Origin of the sequence: Amycolatopsis sp. NPDC005961 (assembly GCF_040629235.1) — a bacterium.
Taxonomy (GTDB): domain Bacteria; phylum Actinomycetota; class Actinomycetes; order Mycobacteriales; family Pseudonocardiaceae; genus Amycolatopsis; species Amycolatopsis camponoti.
Genome location: NZ_JBEXVF010000086.1, coordinates 13111 through 37140, shown reverse-complemented (window position 1 = coordinate 37140; position 24030 = coordinate 13111). Strand labels below are relative to the sequence as shown.

20 protein-coding genes and 1 pseudogene are annotated in these 24030 nt (G+C 70.9%); 15 read left to right on the top strand and 6 right to left on the bottom strand.

Annotation, left to right across the window (positions count from 1 at the left end; translation table 11 throughout):
- Positions 1–266: pseudogene (locus ABZ342_RS42955) on the bottom strand (M15 family peptidase); the annotation flags it as partial.
- Positions 267–864: 598 nt separating this feature from the next.
- Between ABZ342_RS42955 and ABZ342_RS42950 the strand changes: the two are divergent.
- From ABZ342_RS42950 to ABZ342_RS42915, 8 genes are all read left to right on the top strand, one after another.
- Complete coding sequence (locus ABZ342_RS42950) at positions 865–1188, top strand: hypothetical protein (RefSeq protein ID WP_360486077.1); 324 nt, start codon at positions 865–867, stop codon at positions 1186–1188.
- A gap of 19 nt (positions 1189–1207) precedes the next feature.
- Positions 1208–2233: a LacI family DNA-binding transcriptional regulator gene (locus tag ABZ342_RS42945; protein ID WP_360486074.1), complete on the top strand. Its 1026-nt coding sequence runs from the start codon at positions 1208–1210 to the stop codon at positions 2231–2233.
- 27 nt (positions 2234–2260) lie between these two features.
- Positions 2261–3520: an extracellular solute-binding protein gene (locus ABZ342_RS42940; protein ID WP_360486072.1), complete on the top strand. Its 1260-nt coding sequence runs from the start codon at positions 2261–2263 to the stop codon at positions 3518–3520.
- A 12-nt stretch (positions 3521–3532) separates the two neighbouring features.
- On the top strand, positions 3533–4501 hold the full coding sequence (locus ABZ342_RS42935; protein ID WP_360486069.1) for a sugar ABC transporter permease: 969 nt from the start codon (positions 3533–3535) through the stop codon (positions 4499–4501).
- The gene (locus ABZ342_RS42930) at positions 4498–5316 is read left to right on the top strand and encodes a carbohydrate ABC transporter permease (RefSeq protein ID WP_360486066.1); all 819 of its coding nucleotides are present in this window, start codon (positions 4498–4500) and stop codon (positions 5314–5316) included. Before ABZ342_RS42935 ends, ABZ342_RS42930 begins: the two co-directional genes overlap by 4 nt.
- Positions 5317–5326: 10 nt before the next feature.
- A complete protein-coding gene (locus ABZ342_RS42925; protein WP_360486063.1) occupies positions 5327–7333 on the top strand; it encodes a TIM-barrel domain-containing protein in 2007 nt (668 codons plus the stop codon).
- Positions 7330–9249 carry a beta-L-arabinofuranosidase domain-containing protein gene (locus ABZ342_RS42920; RefSeq protein ID WP_360486060.1) on the top strand — a complete coding sequence of 640 codons (1920 nt, stop codon included), beginning with the start codon at positions 7330–7332 and terminating at the stop codon, positions 9247–9249. Before ABZ342_RS42925 ends, ABZ342_RS42920 begins: the two co-directional genes overlap by 4 nt.
- 156 nt (positions 9250–9405) lie before the next feature.
- Positions 9406–10005, top strand: a complete 600-nt coding sequence (locus tag ABZ342_RS42915; protein ID WP_360486057.1) for a hypothetical protein — start codon at positions 9406–9408, stop codon at positions 10003–10005.
- A gap of 60 nt (positions 10006–10065) precedes the next feature.
- Here the strand turns inward: ABZ342_RS42915 and ABZ342_RS42910 are convergent, their stop codons facing one another.
- A complete protein-coding gene (locus ABZ342_RS42910; RefSeq protein WP_230862456.1) occupies positions 10066–10860 on the bottom strand; it encodes a FadR/GntR family transcriptional regulator in 795 nt (264 codons plus the stop codon).
- A 207-nt stretch (positions 10861–11067) separates the two neighbouring features.
- Here ABZ342_RS42910 and ABZ342_RS42905 point away from each other — a divergent pair, with 207 nt between their 5' ends.
- From ABZ342_RS42905 to ABZ342_RS42880, 6 genes are all read left to right on the top strand, one after another.
- Positions 11068–12429: a carbohydrate ABC transporter substrate-binding protein gene (locus ABZ342_RS42905; protein WP_360486054.1), complete on the top strand. Its 1362-nt coding sequence runs from the start codon at positions 11068–11070 to the stop codon at positions 12427–12429.
- Positions 12426–13334, top strand: coding sequence for a sugar ABC transporter permease (locus ABZ342_RS42900; RefSeq protein WP_360486051.1), 909 nt, complete (start codon positions 12426–12428; stop codon positions 13332–13334). The genes ABZ342_RS42905 and ABZ342_RS42900 overlap by 4 nt, the downstream gene beginning before the upstream one ends.
- Positions 13324–14199, top strand: coding sequence for a carbohydrate ABC transporter permease (locus tag ABZ342_RS42895; protein ID WP_360486048.1), 876 nt, complete (start codon positions 13324–13326; stop codon positions 14197–14199). Before ABZ342_RS42900 ends, ABZ342_RS42895 begins: the two co-directional genes overlap by 11 nt.
- An 18-nt stretch (positions 14200–14217) precedes the next feature.
- A complete protein-coding gene (locus tag ABZ342_RS42890; protein ID WP_360486045.1) occupies positions 14218–16122 on the top strand; it encodes a hypothetical protein in 1905 nt (634 codons plus the stop codon).
- Positions 16119–16967: an amidohydrolase family protein gene (locus ABZ342_RS42885; RefSeq protein ID WP_360486042.1), complete on the top strand. Its 849-nt coding sequence runs from the start codon at positions 16119–16121 to the stop codon at positions 16965–16967. Before ABZ342_RS42890 ends, ABZ342_RS42885 begins: the two co-directional genes overlap by 4 nt.
- Positions 16968–17076: 109 nt before the next feature.
- Positions 17077–17781 carry a FadR/GntR family transcriptional regulator gene (locus ABZ342_RS42880; protein WP_360486039.1) on the top strand — a complete coding sequence of 235 codons (705 nt, stop codon included), beginning with the start codon at positions 17077–17079 and terminating at the stop codon, positions 17779–17781.
- A 3-nt stretch (positions 17782–17784) separates the two neighbouring features.
- Here the strand turns inward: ABZ342_RS42880 and ABZ342_RS42875 are convergent, their stop codons facing one another.
- The 4 genes from ABZ342_RS42875 to ABZ342_RS42860 are packed head-to-tail and all read right to left on the bottom strand — an operon-like array spanning position 17785 to position 22764.
- Entirely contained in the window at positions 17785–18810 is a 1026-nt protein-coding gene (locus ABZ342_RS42875) for an ABC transporter permease (protein ID WP_155542723.1), read from the bottom strand.
- Positions 18800–20302 (bottom strand): sugar ABC transporter ATP-binding protein, encoded by a 1503-nt coding sequence (locus ABZ342_RS42870; protein ID WP_360486036.1) that lies wholly within the window; start codon positions 20300–20302, stop codon positions 18800–18802. The genes ABZ342_RS42875 and ABZ342_RS42870 overlap by 11 nt, the downstream gene beginning before the upstream one ends.
- A gap of 28 nt (positions 20303–20330) precedes the next feature.
- Entirely contained in the window at positions 20331–21395 is a 1065-nt protein-coding gene (locus tag ABZ342_RS42865) for a sugar ABC transporter substrate-binding protein (protein ID WP_360486033.1), read from the bottom strand.
- Positions 21396–21441: 46 nt separating this feature from the next.
- The gene (locus ABZ342_RS42860) at positions 21442–22764 is read right to left on the bottom strand and encodes an enolase C-terminal domain-like protein (RefSeq protein ID WP_155542720.1); all 1323 of its coding nucleotides are present in this window, start codon (positions 22762–22764) and stop codon (positions 21442–21444) included.
- A gap of 430 nt (positions 22765–23194) precedes the next feature.
- Between ABZ342_RS42860 and ABZ342_RS42855 the strand changes: the two genes are divergently transcribed.
- Complete coding sequence (locus tag ABZ342_RS42855) at positions 23195–24028, top strand: substrate-binding domain-containing protein (RefSeq protein ID WP_360486030.1); 834 nt, start codon at positions 23195–23197, stop codon at positions 24026–24028.
- Positions 24029–24030: the final 2 nt, after the last annotated feature.

Below are 24030 nucleotides of genomic sequence, written 5' to 3'. Positions count from 1 at the left end.
ACCGCACGATCGGCGTTCACGACCAGCTCACCCCGGTGCACCCCACCGTCGAACCCCACGAACGGCAAGCTCACCAACCGCAACTGATCCGGACCCACCGGGCACCCCTCATGCCAGCTCGACCCCAGCCGCTCAGCCGACACCGGCTTGATCACCGCGAGATACGGCGGAAGACCACTCCCCGCCGGCCCCGCCAGCTCCACAGTCTGCGCCGGGGCCGCCGGCGCCGGCGTCACACCCGCCAGCACCACCGACAACGCGAACATGAGGACAGCGAACACCCTGGTTCTCGATTTCATGAAGACAACGCTTTCTCTCGGCTTCTCGTGCGACAAAAGGGAAATGGCCGCAGCCAGGTCGGAGAAACAGCACGAAGATGTGGTACGGGCGAACCACCTCGGCCGAATTCCCCCGGCCGCTCAGAAAATGTCGTCGCCCGGCACGGATTCCCCCGGTACTGCTCCCCAGTTGCGAGAGTGCCGGATCGCCACCTCGGCATCCCCCGGCCGGGTGACGGCACCCTCGTGGAATCGAACTTGCCAGCGGCGCGCGAACAGCGTCAACCGACCCGGAAACATTTCGCCCCTCGGCGAAACGTCGTCTCGCGGGGCAACCGCACGGATCCACGCGACGTAGCGGCCACTCCCCGCGGAGGTTCCGCGACAGGCAGCGGCGCGCGCCACCGGTGGCCGGTCACCCGATGACCGCGGAACCGGCCAACTCTCCCCGGCCGGATCCGGGGGTTGTCATCCGTCCGTGTTAGCGCTCACAATGGGCGCTGAATCCCGACCGTCGAACCGGTTCGACGATCACCGCCGGCGAACCGGTTCGACCACGCAGAGTCCGATCCTCGCCCCTACGACGTTGACGTCCCTCACCCTCAGGAGCAGCGCCACGCACTACAACCCCGACCCGGTGGCCCGGCACGCGGACGTCTCCGTCAACGGCGGGGCCGCGCACCGGGTGCTGTTCCCGCACAGCTTCCACCAGGACGACTTCTGGGAGCTCACCGTGCCGGTCCAGCTCAGGCCGGGTGAGAACACCCTCACGTTCCGGTCCGGCGAGCTGCCGGACTTCGACGGCACCACCTACGCCTCGGACACGTTCCCCGGCGTGGCGCTGCGCTCCCGGTGGGCGCCGGTGCTGGACCGGATCACCATCGCCCCCTTCAGCGCACCCGCGCGTTGAACCCGGACCGGAGGAAAAGTTGGTCACCATCGGCGACATCGCCAAGGCCGCGGGCGTCTCGCGCAGTACGGCGTCCTATGCCCTGTCCGGCAAGCGCGCGATCTCGGACGGCGTGCGCCGGCGGGTGCGGGAGCTGGCCCTGGAGCTCGGTTACACGCCGAACGCCGGGGCGAAGGCGCTCGCCACGTCCCAGACGATGGTCGTCGGCCTGCTCGCGCAGTTCTTCTCGGACGAGTTCGCGCCCGCCATGTTGCAGTACATGCTGGGCGTCTCGGACACGGCGCGCGCGCTGGGCTACGACACGCTGCTGGTGACCGAGGCCGACGGGGCGCACGCGCTCACCCGGATCACCGGCTCCCGCATGGTCGACGGGGTCGTCCTGCTCAACGTCGCGCAGGACGACGAGCGGGTGCCGATCCTGCGGTCGGCTCCGCAACCCGGTGCCCTGGTGGGGATGCCCGGTGATTGCTCGGGCGTGGACGTGTTCGACCTCGACTTCGAGGCGGCCGGGCGCCTCATGGTCGAGCACATGCACGCCCACGGCCACCGCGAGCTGATCCTGGTGTCGCAGCCGGAGCACGTGGTGGAACGGGGCGGCGCCTACGTCTGGCGGCTCCAGAACGCGGCGCTGCGGGAGGCGCGGGAGCGCGGCATCGAGATCCACGCCGTGTTCGGCGCCTCCCGCCAGCCCGAGGTCGGGCAGGACCTGCACGGCCTCCTCGACGCCCACCCGGCGGCGACCGGCCTGCTGCTCAACAACGAGGCCGCCGCGGCGGCGCTGCCGTCGGTGCTGACCGCCCGCGGGCTGCGCGTGCCCGAGGACCTGTCGGTGATCGGCCGGTACTCCGACGAGTTCGCCCGTACCTTCTCGCTCCCCTTCTCGTCGATCGAAAGCGCGCCGGACCGGCTGGGCGAGCAGGCCGTGCGTCAGCTCGTGCGGCGGATCGAGTCGCCGCAGGCCCGCGAGGAGCCGCCGGTCCTGCGGCTCCTCGCCCCCGAGTTCGCCGACCGCGGCAGCACGGGCCGTCCCCCGCTCCGTCCCTAGCCCTTCACGTTTTCAAGGAGGAATCCAGTGAAGCGTTCATCGAAATCCGCTCGCACCGCGATCGCCCTCGGCGCCGCGGCCCTGTGCGTCACCGGCCTGACCGCGTGCTCGTCGGCGAGCGACGGCGGTGGCGGCAACGCCGCGAACGGCACCTACACGTGGTGGGACCCCTACCCCCAGCACGAGGCGTCCTCGGACTGGGCCAAGCGCGTCGACTCGTGCGGCGGCCAGGCCGGGGTCACCATCAAGCGCACCGCCTACGACACCACCGCTTTGACGAACCAGGCGCTGCTCGCCGCGCAGGAGGGCACGTCGCCGGACGTGATCCTGCTCGACAACCCCGCGGTGTCGACGCTCGCCGGCACCAGCATGCTGACCTCGATGGACGAGTTCGGCCTCGACACCACCGGGATCGACCAGAACCTGCTCGCCGCCGGCGTCGTCGACGGCAAGGCCTACGGCGTGCCCATCGGCGCCAACACCCTGGCGATCTACTACAACAAGGCCGTGCTGGACGCCGCCGGGGTCGATCCCGCGTCCGTCAAGGACTGGGCGAGCCTGACCGCGGCGCTGCAGAAGGTGGCGGCCGCCGGGCACAAGGGCATCACGTTCGCCGGGATCGGCACGGAGGAAGGCTCCTTCCAGTTCCTGCCGTGGTTCTGGGGCGCCGGGGCCGACCTCAAGCAGCTCGACTCGCCGGCGGCGGTGGCCGCGCTCGACCTGTGGACCGGCTGGCTGAAGTCCGGGTACGCGCCGAACTCCGTCATCAGCAACTCCCAGAACACCTCCTGGGAGGAGTTCCTGACCGGCGGCTTCGGGTTCGCCGTCAACGGCACCTGGCAGGTGACCAGCGCCGCCAAGGCCAAGTTCCCCACCGGCGTCATCCAGCTCCCCGGCCGCACCGGCGGCGTCGCGCCCGCCCCGACCGGTGGCGAGTTCCTCACCGTGCCGGTGCAGAAGGACAACGCGCGCTACGCCGTCACGAAGAAGATCGTCGAGTGCATGACCACCCCCCAGGGCATGGTCGAGACGGCGAACACGTTCGCCTACTACGTCCCGCCGACGAAGGCCGGCCAGGACGCCTTGCTGGCCCAGCACCCCGAGCTGAAGCAGTGGGTCGAAGCCGTGCGCCACGCCAAGGGGCGCACGAGTGACAACCTCGGCACCAAGTACCCGAAGATCTCCGAACCGCTGTGGACCGCCGTGCAGAACGCGCTCAGTGGCTCGAAGTCCCCGCAGGACGCGCTGAGCGAAGCGCAGAAGACCGCGTCCGCCGCGGTCCGCTGACGAAGGAATTCCATGCGTGCCAACACGAACACCGCGGTGGCCGAACGGCGGGTCCGGGCGGAGTCCGCGCCCGCCCCGGCCACCGGGAAGCGGCGGGGACGGCGCCCGGCGCAGTGGGCGGCGCTCGGCTTCCTCGCGCCACTGGCGGTCTACCTGGCGGTCTTCTACGCCTACCCGCTGATCCGGAACATCGACCTCAGCGTGCACGCCTACAACGCGAGAGCCTTCGTGCTGGGCAACGCGAAGTTCGTCGGCTTCGACAACTACGCCGCCCTCTTCGGCTCACCGGCGTTCGGGCCCGCGGTGCGGAACACCGTGGTGTTCACCTTCGGGTCGATCGCCGCGCAGTACCTCATCGGGCTGGCGCTGGCCGTGTTCTTCCGGGCCAACTTCCGGCTGTCCGGGCTGCTGCGGGCGCTGTTCCTGGTGCCGTGGCTGCTGCCGCTGATCGTGTCGGGCTCGACGTGGTCGTGGATGCTCAACAGCGACACCGGCATCGTGAACTCCGTGCTGCGGGCGTTCGGCATCGGCGAGGTCAACTGGCTGACCTCGCCGGACTGGGCCCTGACCTCGGTGCTCGTCGCGAACATCTGGCTCGGCATCCCGTTCAACCTGGTGATCCTCTACTCGGGACTGCAGAACATCCCCGAAGACCTCTACGAAGCGGCTTCGTTGGACGGCGCGAACGCCTGGCAGCAGTTCTGGCGCGTCACGGTGCCGATGCTGCGGCCGGTCTCGGCGATCACCCTGCTGCTCGGCCTCGTCTACACCCTCAAGGTGGTGGACGTCATCTGGATCATGACCACCGGCGGTCCGGGGAACGTCTCGACGACCCTCGCCGTCTGGTCCTACCGGGAGGCGTTCGGCACCGGCCAGCCGGACTTCTCGCCCGCGGCGGCGATCGGGAACCTGCTCATCGTGATCGCGCTGGTCTTCGGGTTCCTCTACCTCCACCTGCAACGGCGTCAGGAGCGGTCATGACCCGGCAACGCACCTGGTGGAAGACAGCACTCGGCGTCGTCCTGGCCGCGCTGATGCTCTTCCCCGTCTACTGGATGGTCAACGTCTCGCTCACCAGGACCGAGGACATGCGCGCCGACCCGCCGCACTGGTACCCGGAGAACCCGACGCTGCAGGGGTACGCGAACGTCGTCGGCGACCAGTTCCCGGCGCTGGGCACGAGCCTGTTCGTCGGGCTCGGCTGCGTCGCGCTGACCCTGGTGATCGCGGCGCCGGCGGGGTTCGCGCTGGCCAAGCTGCGGGTGCGCGGCAAGGGAACGCTCAACTTCGTGCTGCTGGTCGCCCAGATGATCCCCAGCGTGGTGATGGCCATCGGGTTCTACGCGATCTACGTCCGGCTCGGCTGGCTCAACACGGTGTGGGGCCTGATCGTCGCCGACTCGACGATCGCGGTCCCGTTCGGTGTCCTCGTGTTCACCACGTTCATGTCCGGCATCGCGGGCGAGCTGCTGCAGGCGGCCAGGATCGACGGCGCCGGCACGTGGCGCACCTTCACGTCGATCGTGCTGCCGATCAGCCGCAACGCGATCCTGACGGTTTCGCTGTTCGCGTTCCTGTGGGCCTGGTCGGACTTCATCTTCGCGTCCACATTGGACCGCAACGGTGACATGGTCCCGGTGACGCTGGGGATCTACCGCTACATCGGCAACAACACGACCGAGTGGAACTCGATCATGGCGACGGCCGCGGTGGCGTCCGTGCCCGCCGCGATCCTGCTCATCGTCGCCCAACGGTACGTGGCGGGCGGGGTCACCGCCGGCGCGGTCAAGGACTAGGAGTCTTCCCTTGGTGCTCTTCCGCTCTTCCGGCACGGCTCTCGAGGTGCGGCACCGCCACGAGGTGCTCACGATCGTGGCGTGGGGTCACGACAGCGTCCGCGTCCGGGCCGCGCCCTACCGGATCCCGGCCGAAAGCCACGGCGCGCTCGACCGGCCGCCGGCCACCGAGCCGCCGGTCGTCAAGACCTCGGACCGGCACGCCGTCTTCGTCCACGGCGAGCTGACCGTGGACGTCGGCTTCGACACCGCCGCCGCCTACCCGGAACCGCTGCTGACGTTCACGCGCACCAGCACCGGGGCGGAGCTGCTGGCGGAGCGCCGCGAACACTTCTGGATGCCGGGCGCGCGGGTCTTCCAGGGCAACCGGTCCGGCGCGTACGAGATCCACCAGCAATTCGCGGCCTACCCGGGCGAAAAGCTGTTCGGTCTCGGCCAGCGCACCCACGGGCGGCTGGACATCAAGGGCCTGTCGCTGGACCTAGTGCAGCGCAACGCCGAGGTGTGCATCCCGTTCGTGCTGTCCAGCCGCGGCTACGGCCTGCTGTGGAACAACCCGGCGGTCGGCCGGGTCGAGTTCTCCGAGAACGTCACCCGCTGGCAGGCGGGCCAGGCGCGGGAAATCGACTACTGGCTGACCGCCGCTCCGAGTCCCGCCGGGATCCTGGCGCGGTACGCGGACGCCACGGGTCACCCGCCCGAGCTGCCGGAGTGGGCGAGCGGCTTCTGGCAGTGCAAGCTGCGCTACCGCGACCAGGAGGAGCTGCTCGGCGTGGCGCGCGAGCACCACCGGCGCGGCCTGCCGATGTCGGTGATCGTCGCCGACTACTTCCACTGGACGGCGATGGGCGACTTCCGGTTCGACGAGACCGAGTGGCCGGACGTGCCGGGCATGGTCGAGGAGCTGGCCGGGATGGGCGTCAAGCTCATGGTGTCGATCTGGCCGACCGTTTCGCCGCTGAGCGAGCACTTCGCCGAGTACCGGGACCGCGGCCTGCTCGTCGGCTCCGATCAGGGCGTGGAGTTCCACCAGACCATCCAGGACAAGGGCATGGCCGTGCCGATGCCGGTCGCGTTCTACGACCCGACCAACCCCGAGACGCGCGAGTTCGTCTGGGACGTCGTCCGGCGCAACTACCTGGACCAGGGCATCGACGTGTTCTGGCTCGACGCGAGCGAACCCGAGCTCAACCCGGCCCAGCCGGGGAACCTGGCCTTCTACGCCGGGCCGGGCGCCGAGGTCGCGACGATCTACCCGCGGGACAACGCCCGCCTGTTCGCCGAGGGCATGGCCGCGGCCGGGCGGGAACCGACGGTGCTGCTGTGCCGCTCGGCGTGGGCCGGGGCGCAGAAGTACGGCGCCGCGGTGTGGTCCGGCGACATCCCGGCGACGTGGCAGTCGCTGCGGGAGCAGATCCGGGCCGGGCTCGGCGTCGCGCTCTCGGGAATCCCCTGGTGGACCACCGACATCGGCGGGTTCCACGGCGGCGACGCCGGTGACCCGGCCTACCGGGAGCTCATGATCCGCTGGTTCCAGTACGGCGTGTTCTGCCCGTTGTTCCGGCTGCACGGCGACCGCGAGCCCCGCACGCCGACGTCGTACGCGCAGACCGGCGGCCCCAACGAGGTGTGGTCCTACGGCGACGAGGCGTACGAGATCATCTCCGGGCTGCTGCGCCTGCGGGAACGGCTGCGGCCCTACATCCACGAGCAGATGCGTGCCGCGGCGCGCGACGGACTGCCGCCGATGCGGCCGCTGTTCGTCGACCACCCCGGCGACCCGATCGCCTGGGAGGTCGACGACCAGTTCCTGTTCGGCCCCGACATCCTCGTCGCCCCGATCAGCGGACCCGGGCAGCGCTCGCGCCCGGTCTACCTGCCGGCCGGGAGCCGGTGGGTGGACGCCGCCACCGGGGAGACCGTCGACGGCGGGACGACCCGCGACGTCGCCGCGCCCCTCGACCGCATCCCCGTCTTCACCCGTGAAGGCGCCGACCTGCCCTGGGAGCCCGCGTGACCGTGCTCGGCACCGACCCGGCGGGCGGCCGTCCCGTCGTGCCCTCCCGCGGCGACCGGCGCCCGCTCGGCCTGAAGGAGGTCACGCTGACGGGCGGGTTCTGGGCGAAGCGGCAGGAGACGAACGCGGCCGAGACCCTCGCGCACTGCGAACGGTGGATGGAAGAGCTCGGCTGGCTCGCCAACTTCGACCGGGTCGCCGACGGCACGACCGGCCCGGAGCGGCCCGGGTGGCCGTTCTCGGACTCCGAGGTCTACAAGCTGATCGAGGCGATGTGCTGGGAGCACGGCCGATCCGGCGCGCCGGAAGTCGACGAGTCGATCCGCCGGCTCACCGCCCGCGTCGGCCGGGCCCAGGACGCCGACGGCTACCTGAACACGTGCTTCGGCCACCCCGGCCGGCCTCCCCGCTACCGCGACCTGGAGGACGGCCACGAGCTGTACAACACCGGCCACCTGCTGCAGGCCGCGGTCGCCCGGCTGCGGACCGCCGGGGACGGCGACCTCGTCGACATCGCCCGCCGCGCCGCCGACCACGTCTGCGAGGTGTTCGCGACCGCCGGGATCTGCGGCCACCCGGAGATCGAGGCCGGGCTCGCGGAGTTCGGCCGGGCGCTGGGCGAAAGCCGGTACGTCGAGCAGGCACGCCGGTTCCTCGACCGGCGCGGCCACCGGACCCTGCGCGACATCCCGCTGGGCCGGGCGTACTTCCAGGACGACGTCCCGATCCGGGAAGCCACGACGTTCCGGGGCCACGCGGTGCGCGCGCTCTACCTCGCCGCGGCGGCGGTGGACGTCGCCGTCGAGCTGGACGACGCGCCGCTGCTCCGCGCGATCGAACGGCAGTGGGAGCACGCCGTCGCGCGGCGCACGTACCTGACCGGCGGCATGGGCTCCCGGCACCAGGACGAGGGTTTCGGCGAGGACTGGGAACTGCCGCCGGACCGCGCGTACTGCGAGACCTGCGCGGGCGTCGCGTCGATCATGGTGTCGTGGCGGCTCCACCTGGCGACCGGCGACGTCCGGTACGCCGACCTGATGGAGCGCACGTTCTACAACATCATCGCGACGTCCCCGCGCTCCGACGGGAAGGCGTTCTTCTACGCCAACCCGCTCCACCAGCGGGCGCCCGGGAAACCGGGCGACGACGCGACCGTAAGCCCCCGCGCCGAGGGCGGGTCCCGCGCGGCGTGGTTCGACGTGTCGTGCTGCCCGACGAACGTGGCCCGCACGCTCGCGTCGTGGCACACCTACCTGGCCTCGGCCGGGGAACGTGACCTGACGCTGCTGCAGTACGCGCCGTCCCGCGTCACCACGGACCTGGCGGGCGGCCGGTTCGCGATCGAGGTCGCCACGGCGTACCCCGACGACGGCGAGGTGACGATCCGCGTGCTGTCGGCCCCCCGGGATCCGGTGGCCCTGCGGCTGCGCGTCCCGCCGTGGGCGTCCGGCGCGGTGCTCGACGACGGCGGCGAACGGCCGGTCGCCCCCGGCCTGGTGACCGTGGACCGGGTGTTCACGGCGGGCGAGGCACTGCGGCTGCGCCTCCCGCTGCGTCCCCGGTTCACCTGGCCCGACCGGCGCGTCGACGCGGTTCGCGGGTGCGTCGCCGTGGAGCGCGGGCCGCTGGTGTTCTGCGCGGAGTCACTGGACCTGCCGGGTATCCGGCTCGACGACGTGGAGGTGCACCCGGCGGGCTTGACCGAACGCGACGGCCGGGTGCTGGCGCGGGCGCGTGCGGTGGCCGGTGGCGAACGTTCGTGGCCTTACGGGTCGCCGGGGACGTCCGAGAGCGGTGCGGCGTTCGAGCTGGATCTCGTGCCGTACCACCGGTGGGCGGAGCGGGGGCCGACGGCGATGCGGGTTTGGCTGCCGGTCGGCGAAACCGCTCGCGGCGAGGGTGACCGGCCGGAGTGAGCCCGCACCAGGGCGCCGGAATCGTTTCCGGCTTTCTGTCTCGTGGACAACCTGGGCGACGGGTAACCGTGCTGCTAAAATTGCTTGAAACGTTTCAACACCGATGGACATCACCGCCAAGGCCGACGACGGAGTCGACTCGCGAAGGGAGTGTTCATGTCCGGTCACCGCCCCCGAGCCGTGCTCGTTCTGTTGGCCGCCGTGCTTTCCGTCTCGCTCGCGGCGTCGCCCGCCGATGCGGTGGCGCACGATTCCGCGCTCCAAGCGTTCGACCTGCGCGCCGGCAACGTCACCACTCCCCTGGCGGCGAGCAGCGCGCCGGCGCTGAGCTGGAAACTGCGCTCCGGACGACCCGGCGCCCGGCAGACGGCGTACCGGATCCTCGTCGCCACCGATCCGCGCCTGCTCACCGAAAAGCGCGCCGACGTCTGGGACAGCGGCAAGGTCGCGAGCGCCGGTTCCGTCGGCGTGCCCTACCGCGGACCCGTTGCCGCGGCGGGAAAGCGGAACTACTGGACCGTCGAAGTGTGGGGCGCCGACAGCGGTTCCCCGGCCGTGGCCGCGCCGACGTGGTGGGAAACCGGGCCCGCGCAGCCGGCCGACTGGGGCGGCGCCGCCTGGCGACCGGGTCACCGTCATGATCGGCGACACCGTCGCCCGCCAGCTCACGCTAGAACCGCTCGATACGTCACCAACGCCTCACCAACACCAAACTGTCCGGGAAGTCCTGACACAGATCTGTCCGTGAGGTCCTGAAACAGCACAGGGTTGCAACACTGTTTCCGCTCACGACCGCCGCTGTGATCGACCGCGGCCTCAGCCGAAGACGCGCCGCTGGATCTCGCGGCGGTAGTCCTCCAGGGTGTTGTCCAGGTGGACCGCGGCCGCCTGTGCGGCGGCCTCCGGGTCGCCGTCCCGGATCGCCCGGTAGATCGCCGCGTGCTCGTCGATCGCCTCGGCCGCGTGTCCGCCGACGGTGCCGTGCAGCCCGATCGTGCTGGACTGGTGCTGCAGCCGCCGCGCCTCGCGGACCGCGGCCAGGAGGAACTGGTTGTGGGACGCCGCCGCGATGCCGAGGTGGAACTCGTCGTCCCCGCGATCGAACAGCGCCGCCTCGCCGGTCAGGTGACCCTGGCGGCACGTCTCCGCCGCCGCCTCGATCGACCGCAGCTCGCCGGGGGTGGCCCGGGTCGCCGCCAGCCGGCCGGCGGTCATCTCCTGGACGCGGCGGAACTCGAACAGCATGTAGATGTGTTCGAGGTCCGTCGGCAGGAACAAGCTGCCCCAGTGCGCGGAACCGAGCATCCCCTCGTCGTCGGCGACGTAGAGGCCGCGCCCCTTCTGGGCGCGCACCCGGCCGATCGCGGAGAGGATCTTGACGGCTTCGCGCACCACGGTCCGGCTGGTTCCCATCCGCGCCGCCAGCTCGTTCTCGGTCGGCATGCGGTCGCCCGGCCGCAGCCGCAGCTCGGCGATGAGCCGGAGGATCTGCTCGGCGACGAGCTCGTAGCCCGGCCGGTACGAGGTCGGCGGCGGGGTCCCGGGCGGGTCGCCACCGGCCGGACCGGGTTCGATCGATGCGGGCACGCCGTCCACCACCGCCTCCTTCACGCTCAGCGACCATGAAGCATACATCCGAGTCGCGGCGGCAGAAATAAGTACGACACATTTTCTCGAAGGTTCCCTCTTGACTACGGGCCCTGCACGGACTCTCATAGACGACACCCGCCGGCAACGCACGATGTGTCGGACACATCGTCGGACGACGTTGCCTGATCAGGTAGACCTGCGGGCCCCCACGACGGAGTGGAGTAGCTCATGACAGCCCCAGCCACCGGAGGCAGGAGACCAGCCCGGCGCCGCCGGCGGTCCGCAGGACTGGTGCTCGGCGTCGCGGCCGTCCTCGCCGCGGTCACGGCCTGCGGGAACGGCGACAGCGGTACCGGCGCCCAGAGCGAGTTCAAGCCGGTGCCGCAGACCGGCGGACAGCTCACCGTGTGGGTCGACTCGACGCGGCTGCCCGCCGCGCAGCTGTACCAGAAGCAGCACCCGTCGGTGAAGCTGGACATCGTCACCTACGACGGCGACGCCAACGGCTCGAACTACCTCCAGACCAAGGTGAGCCTGTTCAACCGCACCCGCAGCGGCTGGCCGGACGTCGTGTTCAGCACCCAGAACAACGAGACGTCCTGGGCGGTCCAGGCCGGCTTCACCGCACCCCTGAACAAGGGCCAGATCCCCGAGGCCACGCTGAACGGCTGGGCCCCCGGCGCCAACGCCCCCTGCACCGTGGACGGCACGCTCTACTGCCTGCGCAACGACCTCGCCCAGACCGTGCTCTGGTACAACGCTTCGCTGATGCGGCAGTGGAACTACCCGGTGCCGAAGACCTGGGAGGAGTACCAGGCGCTGGGGCAGCGCGTCGCCACCGAGCACCCCGGCTACCTGGTCGGCACGGCCGGCGACAACTTCACCCCGGAGATCTACCTGTGGGCCGGCAAGTGCGGCGCCAACGAGATCACCGGCCCGAAAAAGGTGAAGGTGACCACCACGAGCCCCGCCTGCACCCGGATGGCGGCGCTGCTCGACACGCTGGTCGCGAACCACGCGATGTCCACCAGCAGCGTGTTCAGCTCGGACTTCGACAAGAACTCCGGAGACAAGATCCTCATGCTGCCGGGGCCGTCCTGGTTCGGCGGATCGATCTTCCAGGAGTCCCTGAAGACTCCCCCGGGGCAGATCGCCGTCGCGCCGATGCCCCAATGGGCCGGCGAAACGGCCCCGTCGGTCGGCAACGTCGGCGGCGGCACCTGGCTGATGTCCGCCCACAGCGCCAACCTCAAGGACGCCACCGACTTCCTGACCTGGGTGACGACCGCGCCGGACTACCAGGGCCAGGTCGCCCCGGGCTACCCGGCCCACACGGGCGCGGCGAAGGCCTGGCTGGCGAAGCAGACGGCCAGCGGGTATTACGCCGGCGACGTCACCGAACCGCTGCAGACGGCCGCCGCGCAGGTGTGGCCGGGCTGGGGCTACGGGCAGTTCAGCCAGGAGGCGATCTGGGCCGCGACCGTCACCCCCGGCCAGACCGCCGGCAAGACGATCGTCTCCCTGCTGCCCGACTGGCAGAAGGCGATCACCGACCACGCGAAGTCGAACGGGTACGAGGTCGCCCAGTGAGCACGGCCGCCCGGCCGGCCGGGGCACCGTCGCGACGGCGGACGCTCCGGCCGGGCCGGGCCGGCCACCTCTTCGTCGCGGCCTACGTCGTCCTGCTGGTCGCGTTCGGGGTCGTGCCCACGGTGTACGCGGTGTACTTCGCGTTCACCGACGCGGGCGACCGCTTCGCCGGCCTGGCGAACTTCGTCGAGGCCGCCGAAGACTTCCGGTACGCCGCCGCGGTCGGGCACGTGGCGCTCTACCTGCTGTTCTGGCTGGTGTCGCTGGTGGTGTTCGTCGTCGGGCTGGCGCTGCTGCTGCACCGGCTGCGGTCCCGGGCGGGCGGCACCACCCTGCGCTTCCTCTTCTACATCCCCGGGGCGTTGGCCGGTGCGGCCAGCGTGCTGGTCTGGCTGTTCATGCTGGACCCGTCGGTGAGCCCGGTGAGCTTCCTGTTGCGGGCGCTCGGGTTCGACACCTTCGGCAAGGTCGTCGCGCCCGGCCACCTGCCGGTGCTGTTCACCATGATCGCCTTCTGGACCGGCGCGGGCGGCTGGATCGTCGTCATGTACGGCGCGTTGAACAACATCTCCCCCGACCTGCTGGAGGCGGCACGGATCGACGGCGCGGGCGCGTGGCAGACGGCCTGGCGCATCCAGATCCCGTTGCTGCGCAAGTGGATCGTCTACATGGTGATCCTCGCGTTCGCCGGGGGCACCCAGCTGTTCGTCGAGCCGCAGCTGCTCTCGCAGGCGAGCGTCGGCGTCGCCGGGCGCGACTACTCGCTCAACCAGCTCTCCTACGACTTCGCCTTCCAGAACAACAACGTGAACACGGCCGCGGCCATTTCCGTCGAGCTGCTGGTGATCGGCGTGGTCGTCGCCGGCGTGTTCGTCGCGCGATCGGGGTTCTTCGATGCCGACTAGGCCGGGTCGGCGGCTGCCGAACCCGCTGTCGCTGCTGGTGCTCGCGCTGTTCCTGGTCTTCTTCGTGCTCCCGGTGCTGTGGCTGCTGCTGGCCGCCACCAAGACCGACGACCAGCTCGTGCACGGCCACCCGCTGTCGTTCGGCTCGTGGGAAGCGCTCGGGGCCAACTGGACCGCGCTGACCTCCTTCGGGGACAACGCGATCTTCGAGTGGCTGGGCAACTCCGCGCTGTACTCGTTCGCCGCGCTCGCGATCACGCTGTGCGTGGCGATCCCGGCCGGCTACGCCCTCGCGATGACCGAGTTCCGCGGCCGGCGCACCCTGCTCGTCGCGACGCTGGTGGTCATGCTGATGCCGAACGCGACCCTGGTGGTGCCGCTGTTCCTCGAGATCAACGCCGTCCACCTGATCGGCTCGATGTGGTCGATCGTCCTGCCTTACTCGTTCTATCCGTTCGGCGTGTACCTGACCTACATCTACTTCAGCACCGCGCTGCCCCGCGACCTGATCGACGCGGCGATGCTCGACGGCTGCTCGCCGTTCGGCGTGTTCCGCCACATCGCGTTGCCGCTGGCCGCCCCGGTCGTGGCCCTCGTCGGCTTCTTCAGCTTCGTCGCCAACTGGACCAACTACTTCCTGCCGTACGTCCTGCTGCCGGAGAGCGACCAGTTCCCCGTCCAGGTCGGCCTGGGCACCCTGCTCGACGCCGTCCCGCAGTTCAACCCGACCGTCGGCACCGCGGCGGTCCAGCGCCCCGAGCTCGCGCTGGCCACGCTGCTCGCCATCACCCCGGTCCTCGTCGTTTTCCTCTTCTCCCAACGTTTCCTGGTCACCGGGATGCTCGCCGGCGCGACCAAGGAGTGACCACCATGGAGAACTTTGATGCACCCCGTCATCACGGCCTCGGTGCCCCTGCTCGAACCGCCCGGCTGGGCCCTCGCGCAGCGCGAGCTGTTCGCCCTGCTCGACCAGGCCTGGCGCCGGTTCGCCCGCGACTTCACCGGCCCGGACGGGCGGCTGCGCTACGACGGTGAGCTCACCACCCGCGACGGCGTGGACGACTTCTACGAGACGTTCTTCAACTGGCCCCAGCTCTACCTGCTCGGCGGCGCCGACGACCTGCTCGCCCAGTCCGAGCACCACTGGGAGGGCGTCACCCGGCAGCTGACCGAGCTGGGCATGCTGCACGACGGGTACGAACGCGGCTACGACTGGTTCCACCAGGGGGAAAGCCTGCTGCTGCTGTACTTCCTGTGCATGGCCGCGCCCGCGCGGTGGCGGGACCGGGCGCTGCGGTTCGCGGAGCTCTACGTCGATCCCGCGCACGGCAACTACGACCCCGGGCACCGCATCATCCGGCGCCCCCACAACGGCAGCGACCCGGCGCGCGAAGGGCTCTTCGACGGCGATTCCTACCCGTGGCTGCCCCGGGAGGCCAGGACGTACGGCTTCCCGCTGGAGTGGCTGCCGCCGGACGGCTCGATCATGGGCGAGCAGATGCGCCGGCGGATGGGAGTGGGCGACACCGCGGTCAACCTGGCCGCTTCCGGGCTCGTCCTCAACGCCCTGCTGCTGTCCGGCGAGCCGCGCTACCGCGACTGGCTCGCCGAGTACGTGGGCGCGTGGCGTGAGCGCGCGGCCGCCAACGGCGGCATCCTGCCCGACAACGTCGCGCCCGACGGCACGGTCGGCGGGCTGCTGGAGGGCCGCTGGTACGGCGGGCACTACGGCTGGTCGTGGCCGCACGGCTGGTACAGCGTCGGGCACGCCGCCGTCGTCGGCGCGCTGTCGGCCGCGCTCGCGACCGGCGACGACACGTTCGCCGACCTGGTGCGCCCGGTGCTGGACGAGATCATCGCCCAGGGCAAGGTCATGGCGTTCACCGACGCGGACTCCAGTCTCGAGTCCAAGTGGTCGGTCCAGCTGCGCGAGGACGTGCACCGGCCGACGCTGCACGTGCCCTACCGCCACGACGACCGCGGGTGGTTCGACTACAACCCGATGCTGATGGGCGTCCCGGTCGCGTTGTGGCACCACACCGCCGCCACCGGGGACCGGGACCGCATCGACCGGCTGCGCGCCGCCGGCGGCCACGACTGGCGCACCGTGCGATCCTTCCGCAGCAAGGAAGAGGCCGGGCACGAAGAGCCGTGGTTCGCCTACCTCGCGGGCGACGATCCCGGCTACCCGGAGCGGATCCTGGCCGCCGCGCAGGCCCAGGTGCGGCACCGGCTGGCCCGCATGGAGCGCTACCGCGACCTGGCCGTCCCCGAGGCCGACATCCACCTGTGGCAGCAGTCCAACCCGGTGGTCACCGAGGCGCTGGTCCAGCTCACCTGGGGCGGGCCGCAGGTCGTCTACAACGGCGGCCTGCAGCAGGCCCGTGTCCGCTACTACGACGCGCGGGCGCGGCGCCCGGGCCTGCCGCCGTCGGTGGCGGCGCTGGTTTCGGACATCGCCCCGGAGGCGACCGTGCTCGAGCTGGTCAACCTCGACCCGCTGGCGGCACGGTCGGTGATCGTGCAGGCCGGGGCCTTCGCCGAGCACCACATCCGCACCGCGGGCTACAGCGTGTGCGACGACCCGTCGTGGATCGGCGGTCTCTACGACTACGGCCACGGCGAGCCGGCCGTGACGTCCGCGTCGATCGACGTCGACGGCCCGTGGCTGCGGGTGGAGCTGCCCCGGTCGACCCGGATTCGCCTGACACTGGAGCTGGCGCTGCGGGCCCGCCCCGCTTCCTACGCCACCCCGTTCGACGAGCCGGTCTCCGGGAGCGGGGCGTGACCGGGTTCCTCGACACGCACGTCCACTTCTGGGACCCGCGGCGGCTGCGCTACCCGTGGCTCGACGACGTCGCGGACCTGAACCGGCCGTTCACCCCCGGCGACTTCCCCGGACCTCCGGGCCGGGACGGCGTCATCGTCGTCGAAGCGGGCCGGACACCCGCGGACGCCGCGGCCGAAATCTCGTGGCTGCGCCAGGTTGCGCGGCAGCGGCCCTGGATCCGCGGCATCGTCGCGCACGCGGACCTCGAGCGCCCGGCAGCGGCGGGCCGGTTCGTCGCCGGGCACGGCGGTGACCCGTTCGTGGTCGGCGTCCGGCGCAACGTTCAGGACGAGGCGCCCGGCTTCCTCGGCGACCGGGTCTTCCGGGCGGGCGTTCGGCTGCTGGGCGAGGCGGGGCTGCCGTTCGACGCCTGCGTCCGCGCCCCTCAGCTGCCCGAGCTGACCGAGCTGGCCGCCGCCTGCCCGCGGACGACCATCGTGCTGGACCACCTCGGCAAGCCGTCGCCGGGCGGCCCCGGGTACGACCGGTGGCGCCGCGACCTGCACCGGCTGGCCCGGCACGGCAACGTGCTGTGCAAGCTGTCCGGCCTGGCCACCGAAACCACCCCCGGTACCGCCCGCTCACTCGTGGTGGACGCGGTGCGCGAAGCCCTCGACGCGTTCGGCCCCAGTCGCTGCCTCTACGGCAGCGACTGGCCCGTCATGACCCTGGCGACGGACTACGAGACCTGGCTGGAGCTGGTCCACGAGGCGCTCGCCGACCACGCGGCCACCGACGCCGTCTTTCACCGGAACGCCGTCCGAACCTACCGGCTGCCCGCAGTCGGAACATCACACGTCTGAGCGTCTTCGGAACCTCATGCCGCATGGAATTCGGCGAACAGGACGCCATCTCCTCGTGATTCATCATACGATTGGTAGGATCGCGCGCAATCACCGTCCGAGGAGCACCATGGCGAAGTCCCTGACCGACGAGGCGATCGACCGGATCCGCGAGTTCGTCCGCTCCGGGCGGTTCCCCGCCGGCTCCCGGCTGCCTCCCGAGCACGAGCTGGCCACGGAGCTGGGGATTTCCCGCAGCCCGACCCGGGAAGCCGTGAAAGCGCTGGCGCTGGCCCGGGTCCTCGAAGTCCGCCGGGGTGACGGCACGTACGTCACGAGCCTCGCGCCCAGCCTGCTGCTGGAGGGCCTGGGCAGCGCGGTGTCGCTCATGGAGAGCAGCGTGCTCGAGCTGACCGAGGTGCGCCGCCTCCTGGAACCCGCGGCGACCGGGGTGGCCGCGACCCGGATCACCGACGCCGAGCTCCGGACCGTGGCCGAACTGCTCGACGCGATGGAGGAGGCGGTCGAGGACGTCGAGCGCCTCACGGTGCTCGACGCGGCCTTCCACCGCGCGGTGGTCACCGCGACGGGCAACGAAACCCTGACGGCCCTGCTGGACGGAATCTCCTCGCGAACGCTGCGGGCCAGGATCTGGCGCGGCACCGTCGACCGGGGCGTCACGCACGAGACGTTGTCCCAGCACAAGGCGATCTACGACGCGCTGGCCGGCCGCGACCCGGCCGTCGCGACCGCGGCGGCGCTGATGCACGTCGACACGTCCGAACGCTGGCTGCGAGCCCACCTGGCGGACTTCCCGAATCTCGAAGACGGGTAACCGTCAGTTCTGCCGCTTCCCACTGGTGATCCGGGACATCACGAGCGCGACCAGGATGATCGTGCCGTTGAGGGCGCCGATCCACTGGGCCGGTACTCCGGCCAGCGTGAGCACGTTCTGGATCATGTAGAGCAGCAGGATTCCCGTGAAGGCACCGAAGATCGTGCCGCGGCCGCCGTTCAGGCTGACGCCGCCGATCACCGCCGCGGCGAACACCGTGAAGATGTAGCCGTTGCCCTGGGCCGCGGCCACCGACGCGAGCCGGCCCGAGAGCAGCAGCCCGCCGAGCGCGGCCAGCACGCTCGCCCCGATCAGGACGATCCACACGAGACGGTCGGTCCGGATGCCCGCCGCCTTCGCCGCGTCCTCGTTGCCGCCGATCGCGTAGAGGCTGCGGCCGAACCGGGTGTAGCCGAGCAGCACCACACCACCGGCGAACAGGAGCACGCAGATCCAGATGGACGCCGGGATCCCGGCCCACAGGGTGGTGCCGAGGTAGAGCATCGAATCCGGCATGCCGAAGAACGTCTGGCCGCCGGAGATCCCGGTCAGCAGGCCGCGCAGCACGATCAGCATGCCGAGGGTGACCACGAACCCGCTCAACCCGAACCGGACGATCAGCAGCGCGTTGAGCGCACCGACCAGCACCCCGACCAGGAGCACCACGGGCACCGCCGTCCACGCCGGCAGGAGGCCGAGCGAATGGCCGCCCTCGATGGTCAGCCACGCGGCCACCCCGGGGGCCAGGCCGAACGTGGACTCCAGTGAGAGATCCATCTTGCCGACGACCAGGACCAGCGTCTGGGCGAGCACCAGCAGCGCGATCTCCGACATGGTCTGCAGGATGTTGAGCACGTTGTCGTACTGGAGGAACACCGGGTTCACCAGCTGGCCGACCACGGCGATCGCGATGATCCCGGGCACCAGCGCGAAGTCGCGCACGCGGGCGAAGGCGATGCGCCGCGACGGTCCGGCGGCGCCGGGCTCGGCCGGGGCCTCGGTACGCACGGCGGCGGGGCTATCGGGCATCGAGGTCGACTCCTTCCATGGCGGCCACGATCTCGTGGTCCGGCCGGCCGGCGGGGATTTCGGCGGTGAGCCGTCCGCGGACCATGACGAGCAGGCGGTCGCAGAGGCGCAGGTCGTCCAGCTCGTCCGAGGCGATCAGCACCGCGGTGCCTGCGGCGGCGGCTTCGGCCACCTTGCCGAGGAGGAACTCCTTCGACCGCACGTCCACCCCCGCCGTCGGGGTGATCAGCACGAGCAGCCGGGGGTCGCCCGCGAGCGCGCGGGCCATGACGACCTTCTGCTGGTTGCCGCCCGACAGCGCCGACACGGGGAGCTCCGGGCCGGGCGTCTTCACCTCCAGCCGGTCGATCATCGTCCCGGCCAAGCGGTCGCGCAGGCCGGACCGGACGAAGATGCCCGGCCCGAGGCGGTCCAGCACGGACAGGGTGGTGTTGTCCGCGACCGACATCTCCGGGACGAGTCCTTGGCGGTGGCGGTCTTCCGGGACGAAGCCGATCCCGGCGGCGAGCGCCGCCGGGACGTCGCCGGGGCGAGGGCGGTGGTCCCCGACGAGGATGGTGCCCGAGCCGGCCTCCCGCAGCCCGGTCAAGGTCTCGGCGACCTCGGTCTTGCCGCTGCCGCCGGCCCCGGCCAGGCCGACGATCTCCCCCGGCGCGACGTCGAAGGAAATGCCTTCGTAGGTGGGGGCCAGGCTCAGCTCGCGCACCCGGAGCACCGGGGGCAGGCCGAGCCGGGCCGACGAGGCGCGTTCGTCGGCCACGGCGGCGTTCTCGCCGGTCATCGCCGCGACGAGGCCGGGCTTCGGCAGCTCGGCGACCGGGGCGGTCAGGACGTGCCGGGCGTCGCGGAAGACCGTGACCGTGTCGCAGATCTCGTAGACCTCCTGCAGGTGGTGACTGATGAAAAGGAACGTCACGCCCTGGCGTTGCAGATCGGCGATGTGGTCGAACAGCCGGGTGATCGCGCCACCGTCGAGCTGCGCGGTCGGCTCGTCGAGGATGACGAACCGGGCGCCGAAGGACAGCGCTCGCGCGATCTCGACGAACTGCCGCTGCTCGACACCGAGCTCGCCCGCGGGGCGGCGGACGTCGACGTCCACCGACCAGCGTTCGAGCACCTCGGTGGCCGCGCGGCGCACCGCGGACCAGCGGACGAGCCCGCCCCGGGTCTCCTGCCGGTTCAGGAACAGGTTCTCGGCCACCGAGAGGTCCGGGATGATCGTCGACCGCTGGTACACGCAGGCGACCAGCGAACGCCACTCGTCCCGATCGGACAGTGCCGGCGCCGGGTCGCCGTTCAGCCGCAGGGAGCCGGAATCCGGTTCGGTCAGTCCGGTGAGGACGGAGACGAGGGTCGACTTCCCGGCGCCGTTGCGGCCGACGAGCGCGTGCGTCTGTCCCGGGAGGACGGTGAGGTCCGCGTGGTCCAGCGCGACGGTGGCGCCGTAGCGCTTGACCACCTGCCGCGCTTCGACGACGGGCACGGTGCTCATGTTCGCCTCCTCTCCGAAGCGGGTGCGGTCAGCTCTTGCTGTTGCCCCACAGGGACCGGTCGTCGACCTTGACGCTGGCGACCGGCCCGAAGGTGGCACCGTCCGCGGTGACGAGCGGAGCGGCCAGCTGGTCCTCCATCAGGCCGTCGCGGACCGCCACGATGGTGCTGTCGTGGTCGGTCTTGCCCGGCACCGGCTTCTTGCCCGCGATGGCGTCCTTGATGTACTGCAGCGCGTACTGGGCGAACAGGTCCGCGGGCTGGGAGACGGTCGCGTCCATTTCGCCCGCGCGGATCTTGTCGAGCTCCTCGGGGATGCCGTCGTTGGACACGATGAACACGTGCTTGGGGTCGGTGGCCGGCACGAGCAGGTTCCGTTGCTTGAGCAGCTGCAGCGTCCCGGAGAGGGCGAAGCTGGACTGCATGTAGACACCCTTGATGTCCGTGTTCGCGGTGAGCCGGGTCTGGAGCTTCTGGGCCGCGGTGGCGGCCTCCCAGTTGGTGGCTTCGCCGAAGACCGTGATGCCCGGGAAGTTCTGCTTCATGCAGTCGTTGAACGCCTCGGTGCGGTCCCGCCCGTTGATCGACGCGAGGTCGCCCTGCAGCATGACGACCTTGCCGTGGCCCCCGAGTTTCGTGCCGAGGAACCGGCACGCCTTTTCCCCGTAGGCGCGGTTGTCCGCCCGCACGACCATGTAGACGTTGCCCTGGTCGGGCCGGGTGTCGACGGACACGACCGGGATCTTCTTGCCGGCCAGCTGCTGCAGCGTCGGGATGATCGCCGCGGTGTCCTGCGGTGCCATCACGACGCCCTTGACGCCCTGGCTGATCATCGTCTGCACGTTGGCGGTCAGGGTGGCGACGTCGTTCTGCGAGTTCGTGGTCTTGAGGTCGAGGCCGAACCGGCCCGCGAACTGCGGGACGTACTTGATGTAGGCGTTCCAGAAGTCGGTGTCCGAACGGGGGTAGTCGACGCCCACGACGGTTCCGCCGGACGCGGCCGTGCCACCGCCGCCACTGCAACCGGCGAGCACTGCCGCGGTCAGCACGCCGGCCGTGACCGCGGCGGCGGCACCCAGGTACCTGATCTTCATGACCTCTCCTCGTTGACAGGTGGGGACGACAACCACGGGCGGGCGGTCACGCGACCACCACCGCTTCTTCGTGCCAGGCGGGACCGTCGGGGTACCGGTAGCGCGCCACGGACTCGACGTGCAGGCGGGCGCCGAGGCCGGGCCGGTCCGGGGCCAGGTACCTCCCCCGCTCGACCCGCACCGGGTCGACGAAGTGCTCGTGCAGGTGGTCCACGTACTCGATGACCCGGTCGGCCCGGGTGCCGCTCACCGCGACGAAGTCGAACATCGCCAGGTGCTGCACCATCTCGCACAGCCCCACCCCACCGGCGTGCGGGCACACCGGCACGCCGAACTTCGCGGCCAGCAACAGGATCGCGATGTTTTCGGTGACGCCGGCGACCCGGCTCGCGTCGAGCTGGAGGATGTCGATCGCCTCGGCCTGCAGCAGCTGCTTGAACATCACCGCGTTGTGCGTGTGCTCACCGGTCGCGACCTTGATCGGCGCCACCGCCCGGCGGATCGCGGCGTGGCCGAGCACGTCGTCGGGCGAGGTCGGCTCCTCGATCCAGTAGGGATCGAACTCCGCCAGCGGCCGCAGCCAGGCGATGGCCTGCCCGACGCCCCACGCCTGGTTGGCGTCGATGGCGATCCGCACGTCCGGCCCGACGACCTCGCGCGCCAGCCGCATCCGCCGGACGTCCTCGTCGAGATCGGCCCCGACCTTGAGCTTGATCTGGGTGAACCCGTCCTCGACCGCCGCCGCCGCGAGCGCCGTCAGCTTCTCCGGCGAATAGCCGAGCCAGCCGGGAGTGGTGGTGTAGGCCGGGTAGCCCGACGCGAGCAGCTCGGCCTGGCGAGCCGCGCGGCCCGGTTCGGCGCGGCGGAGGATGTCCAGTGCCTCGCCGGGAGTAAGCGCTTCCTGCAGGTACCGGAAGTCGATGAGATCGACCAGCTCGGCCGGCGGCAGCTCGGCGAGCAGCCGCCAGACCGGCTTGCCTTCGCGGCGCGCCCGCAGGTCCCACACGGCGTTGACGATCGCCGCCGCGGCCATGTGGATGGCGCCCTTGTCGGGACCCAGCCACCGGAGCTGGCTGTCCCCGGTCAGGCGGCGCGAGAAACCCCCGAGATCGGCGAGCGCGTCGGCCACCGGCATCCCGATGACCAGCGGCACCAGCGCCCGGACGGCGGCGACCTGTACGTCGTTGCCGCGGCCGACGGTGAACGCGAGGCCGTAGCCCTCCTCCCCCGCGCTCGTGCGGATGGTGACGTACGCGGCGGAGTAGTCGGGTTCCGGGTTCATCGCGTCCGACCCGTCCAGGCTCAGCGACGTCGGGAAGCGCACGTCCACGGCGTCGATCGCGCTGATCACCTCGGGCACCGTCGCCACCTCTCAGCCGAACAACAAGAAGACAGACAACATACGTATGGCTACGCCTCGACCGACCCGATGTCCACAACTATCGGAGAAATTGCGAAAAACTGGTCGAGACATCATACGTCTGCTACGGTTTACGGCAGTCCGCTCCGGTCCGCTGAGACGAATGCGGGGTCACGATGACTGCTCGACCAGGCGCCACTCCCCGAAGAACCGCGTTGAAGTACCTGGGCTTGGCGGGCGGTACGGCCGCCGCGAGCGCGGTGCTGGCGGCGTGCACCGGCGTCCAGGAGGCGCAGAACGGGGGCAAGTCCGGGCCGTTCCCGAGCACGCCGGGGTGGCGGTTCGTCTTCGTCAACCACGTCACCACGAACTCCTTCTTCGTCCCGACGCGGTCCGGGCTCGCCGACGCCGCGGCGTTGCTCGGCGTGCCCGAGCCCCAGTGGACCGGCTCGAAAACGGCAACGTCGCCCAGATGGCGAGCGCCATGGAGACCGCGATCACCGGCAAGGCCGACGGGATCGCCGTCGCCTTGACCGACGACAACGCGTTCGTCGACCTCACCAAACGCGCGCTGGGCGCGGGAATCCCCGTCCTCGCCTACAACGCGAGCGCGGCCGGCAACTACCCGCTCACCTACGTCGGCCAGGACCTCTACCTGTCCGGGTTCCGGATGGGACAGCGCATCGCGCAGAAGGTGACCTCCGGCGACATCCTCGTCGGCATCGCCCAGCCGGGCGGGAACAACGTCCAGCCGCGGCTCGACGGCATCACCGACGCGCTGAAGCAGGCCGCGCCCGGCGTGCGCGTCCAGTCGGTGAACACCGGGGCCGAGCAGGCCGGCGAGCTCAACGCGATGACCGCCGCCTACAGCGGGAACACGGCGGTGAAAGGGATCTACGCGGTCGACGCCGGCAGCACCGCCGCGTGCGCGAAGCTGGTCGCCGACCGCAAGCTGTCGGGCAAGATCGGCAGCGGCGGGTTCGACCTGCTCGACGACACGGTCACCGGGGTCAAGGACGGCGCGCTCGACTTCACCATCGACCAGTCCCCCTACCTGCAGGGCTTCCTGTCCGTGCTCTACCTGTACCTGTTCCGGCTGTCCGGGACGCTGGTCGCGCCACCGGTCACCGACACCGGTCTCACGTTCGTCACCAAGGAGAACGTCGGGCCGTACGCGTCGGCCCACAGCCGGTTCGAGGGCGGCGACAACAAGGACGTGCTCGCGATGCCGGGGTCGATCCCGCTGCCACCGCCGTCGGTGCTGAGCCGGTAGGC

Excerpts from the sequence above, each read along its gene's own strand:
- ABZ342_RS42895 (WP_360486048.1), top strand. The coding sequence starts at position 13,324 with ATGCCGACTAGGCCGGGTCGGCGGCTGCCGAACCCGCTGTCGCTGCTG.
- ABZ342_RS42915 (WP_360486057.1), top strand. The coding sequence starts at position 9,406 with ATGTCCGGTCACCGCCCCCGAGCCGTGCTCGTTCTGTTGGCCGCCGTG.
- ABZ342_RS42875 (WP_155542723.1), bottom strand. The coding sequence starts at position 18,810 with ATGCCCGATAGCCCCGCCGCCGTGCGTACCGAGGCCCCGGCCGAGCCC.
- ABZ342_RS42930 (WP_360486066.1), top strand. The coding sequence starts at position 4,498 with ATGACCCGGCAACGCACCTGGTGGAAGACAGCACTCGGCGTCGTCCTG.
- ABZ342_RS42890 (WP_360486045.1), top strand. The coding sequence starts at position 14,218 with ATGCACCCCGTCATCACGGCCTCGGTGCCCCTGCTCGAACCGCCCGGC.
- ABZ342_RS42870 (WP_360486036.1), bottom strand. The coding sequence starts at position 20,302 with ATGAGCACCGTGCCCGTCGTCGAAGCGCGGCAGGTGGTCAAGCGCTAC.
- ABZ342_RS42935 (WP_360486069.1), top strand. The coding sequence starts at position 3,533 with ATGCGTGCCAACACGAACACCGCGGTGGCCGAACGGCGGGTCCGGGCG.
- ABZ342_RS42905 (WP_360486054.1), top strand. The coding sequence starts at position 11,068 with ATGACAGCCCCAGCCACCGGAGGCAGGAGACCAGCCCGGCGCCGCCGG.
- ABZ342_RS42865 (WP_360486033.1), bottom strand. The coding sequence starts at position 21,395 with ATGAAGATCAGGTACCTGGGTGCCGCCGCCGCGGTCACGGCCGGCGTG.
- ABZ342_RS42880 (WP_360486039.1), top strand. The coding sequence starts at position 17,077 with ATGGCGAAGTCCCTGACCGACGAGGCGATCGACCGGATCCGCGAGTTC.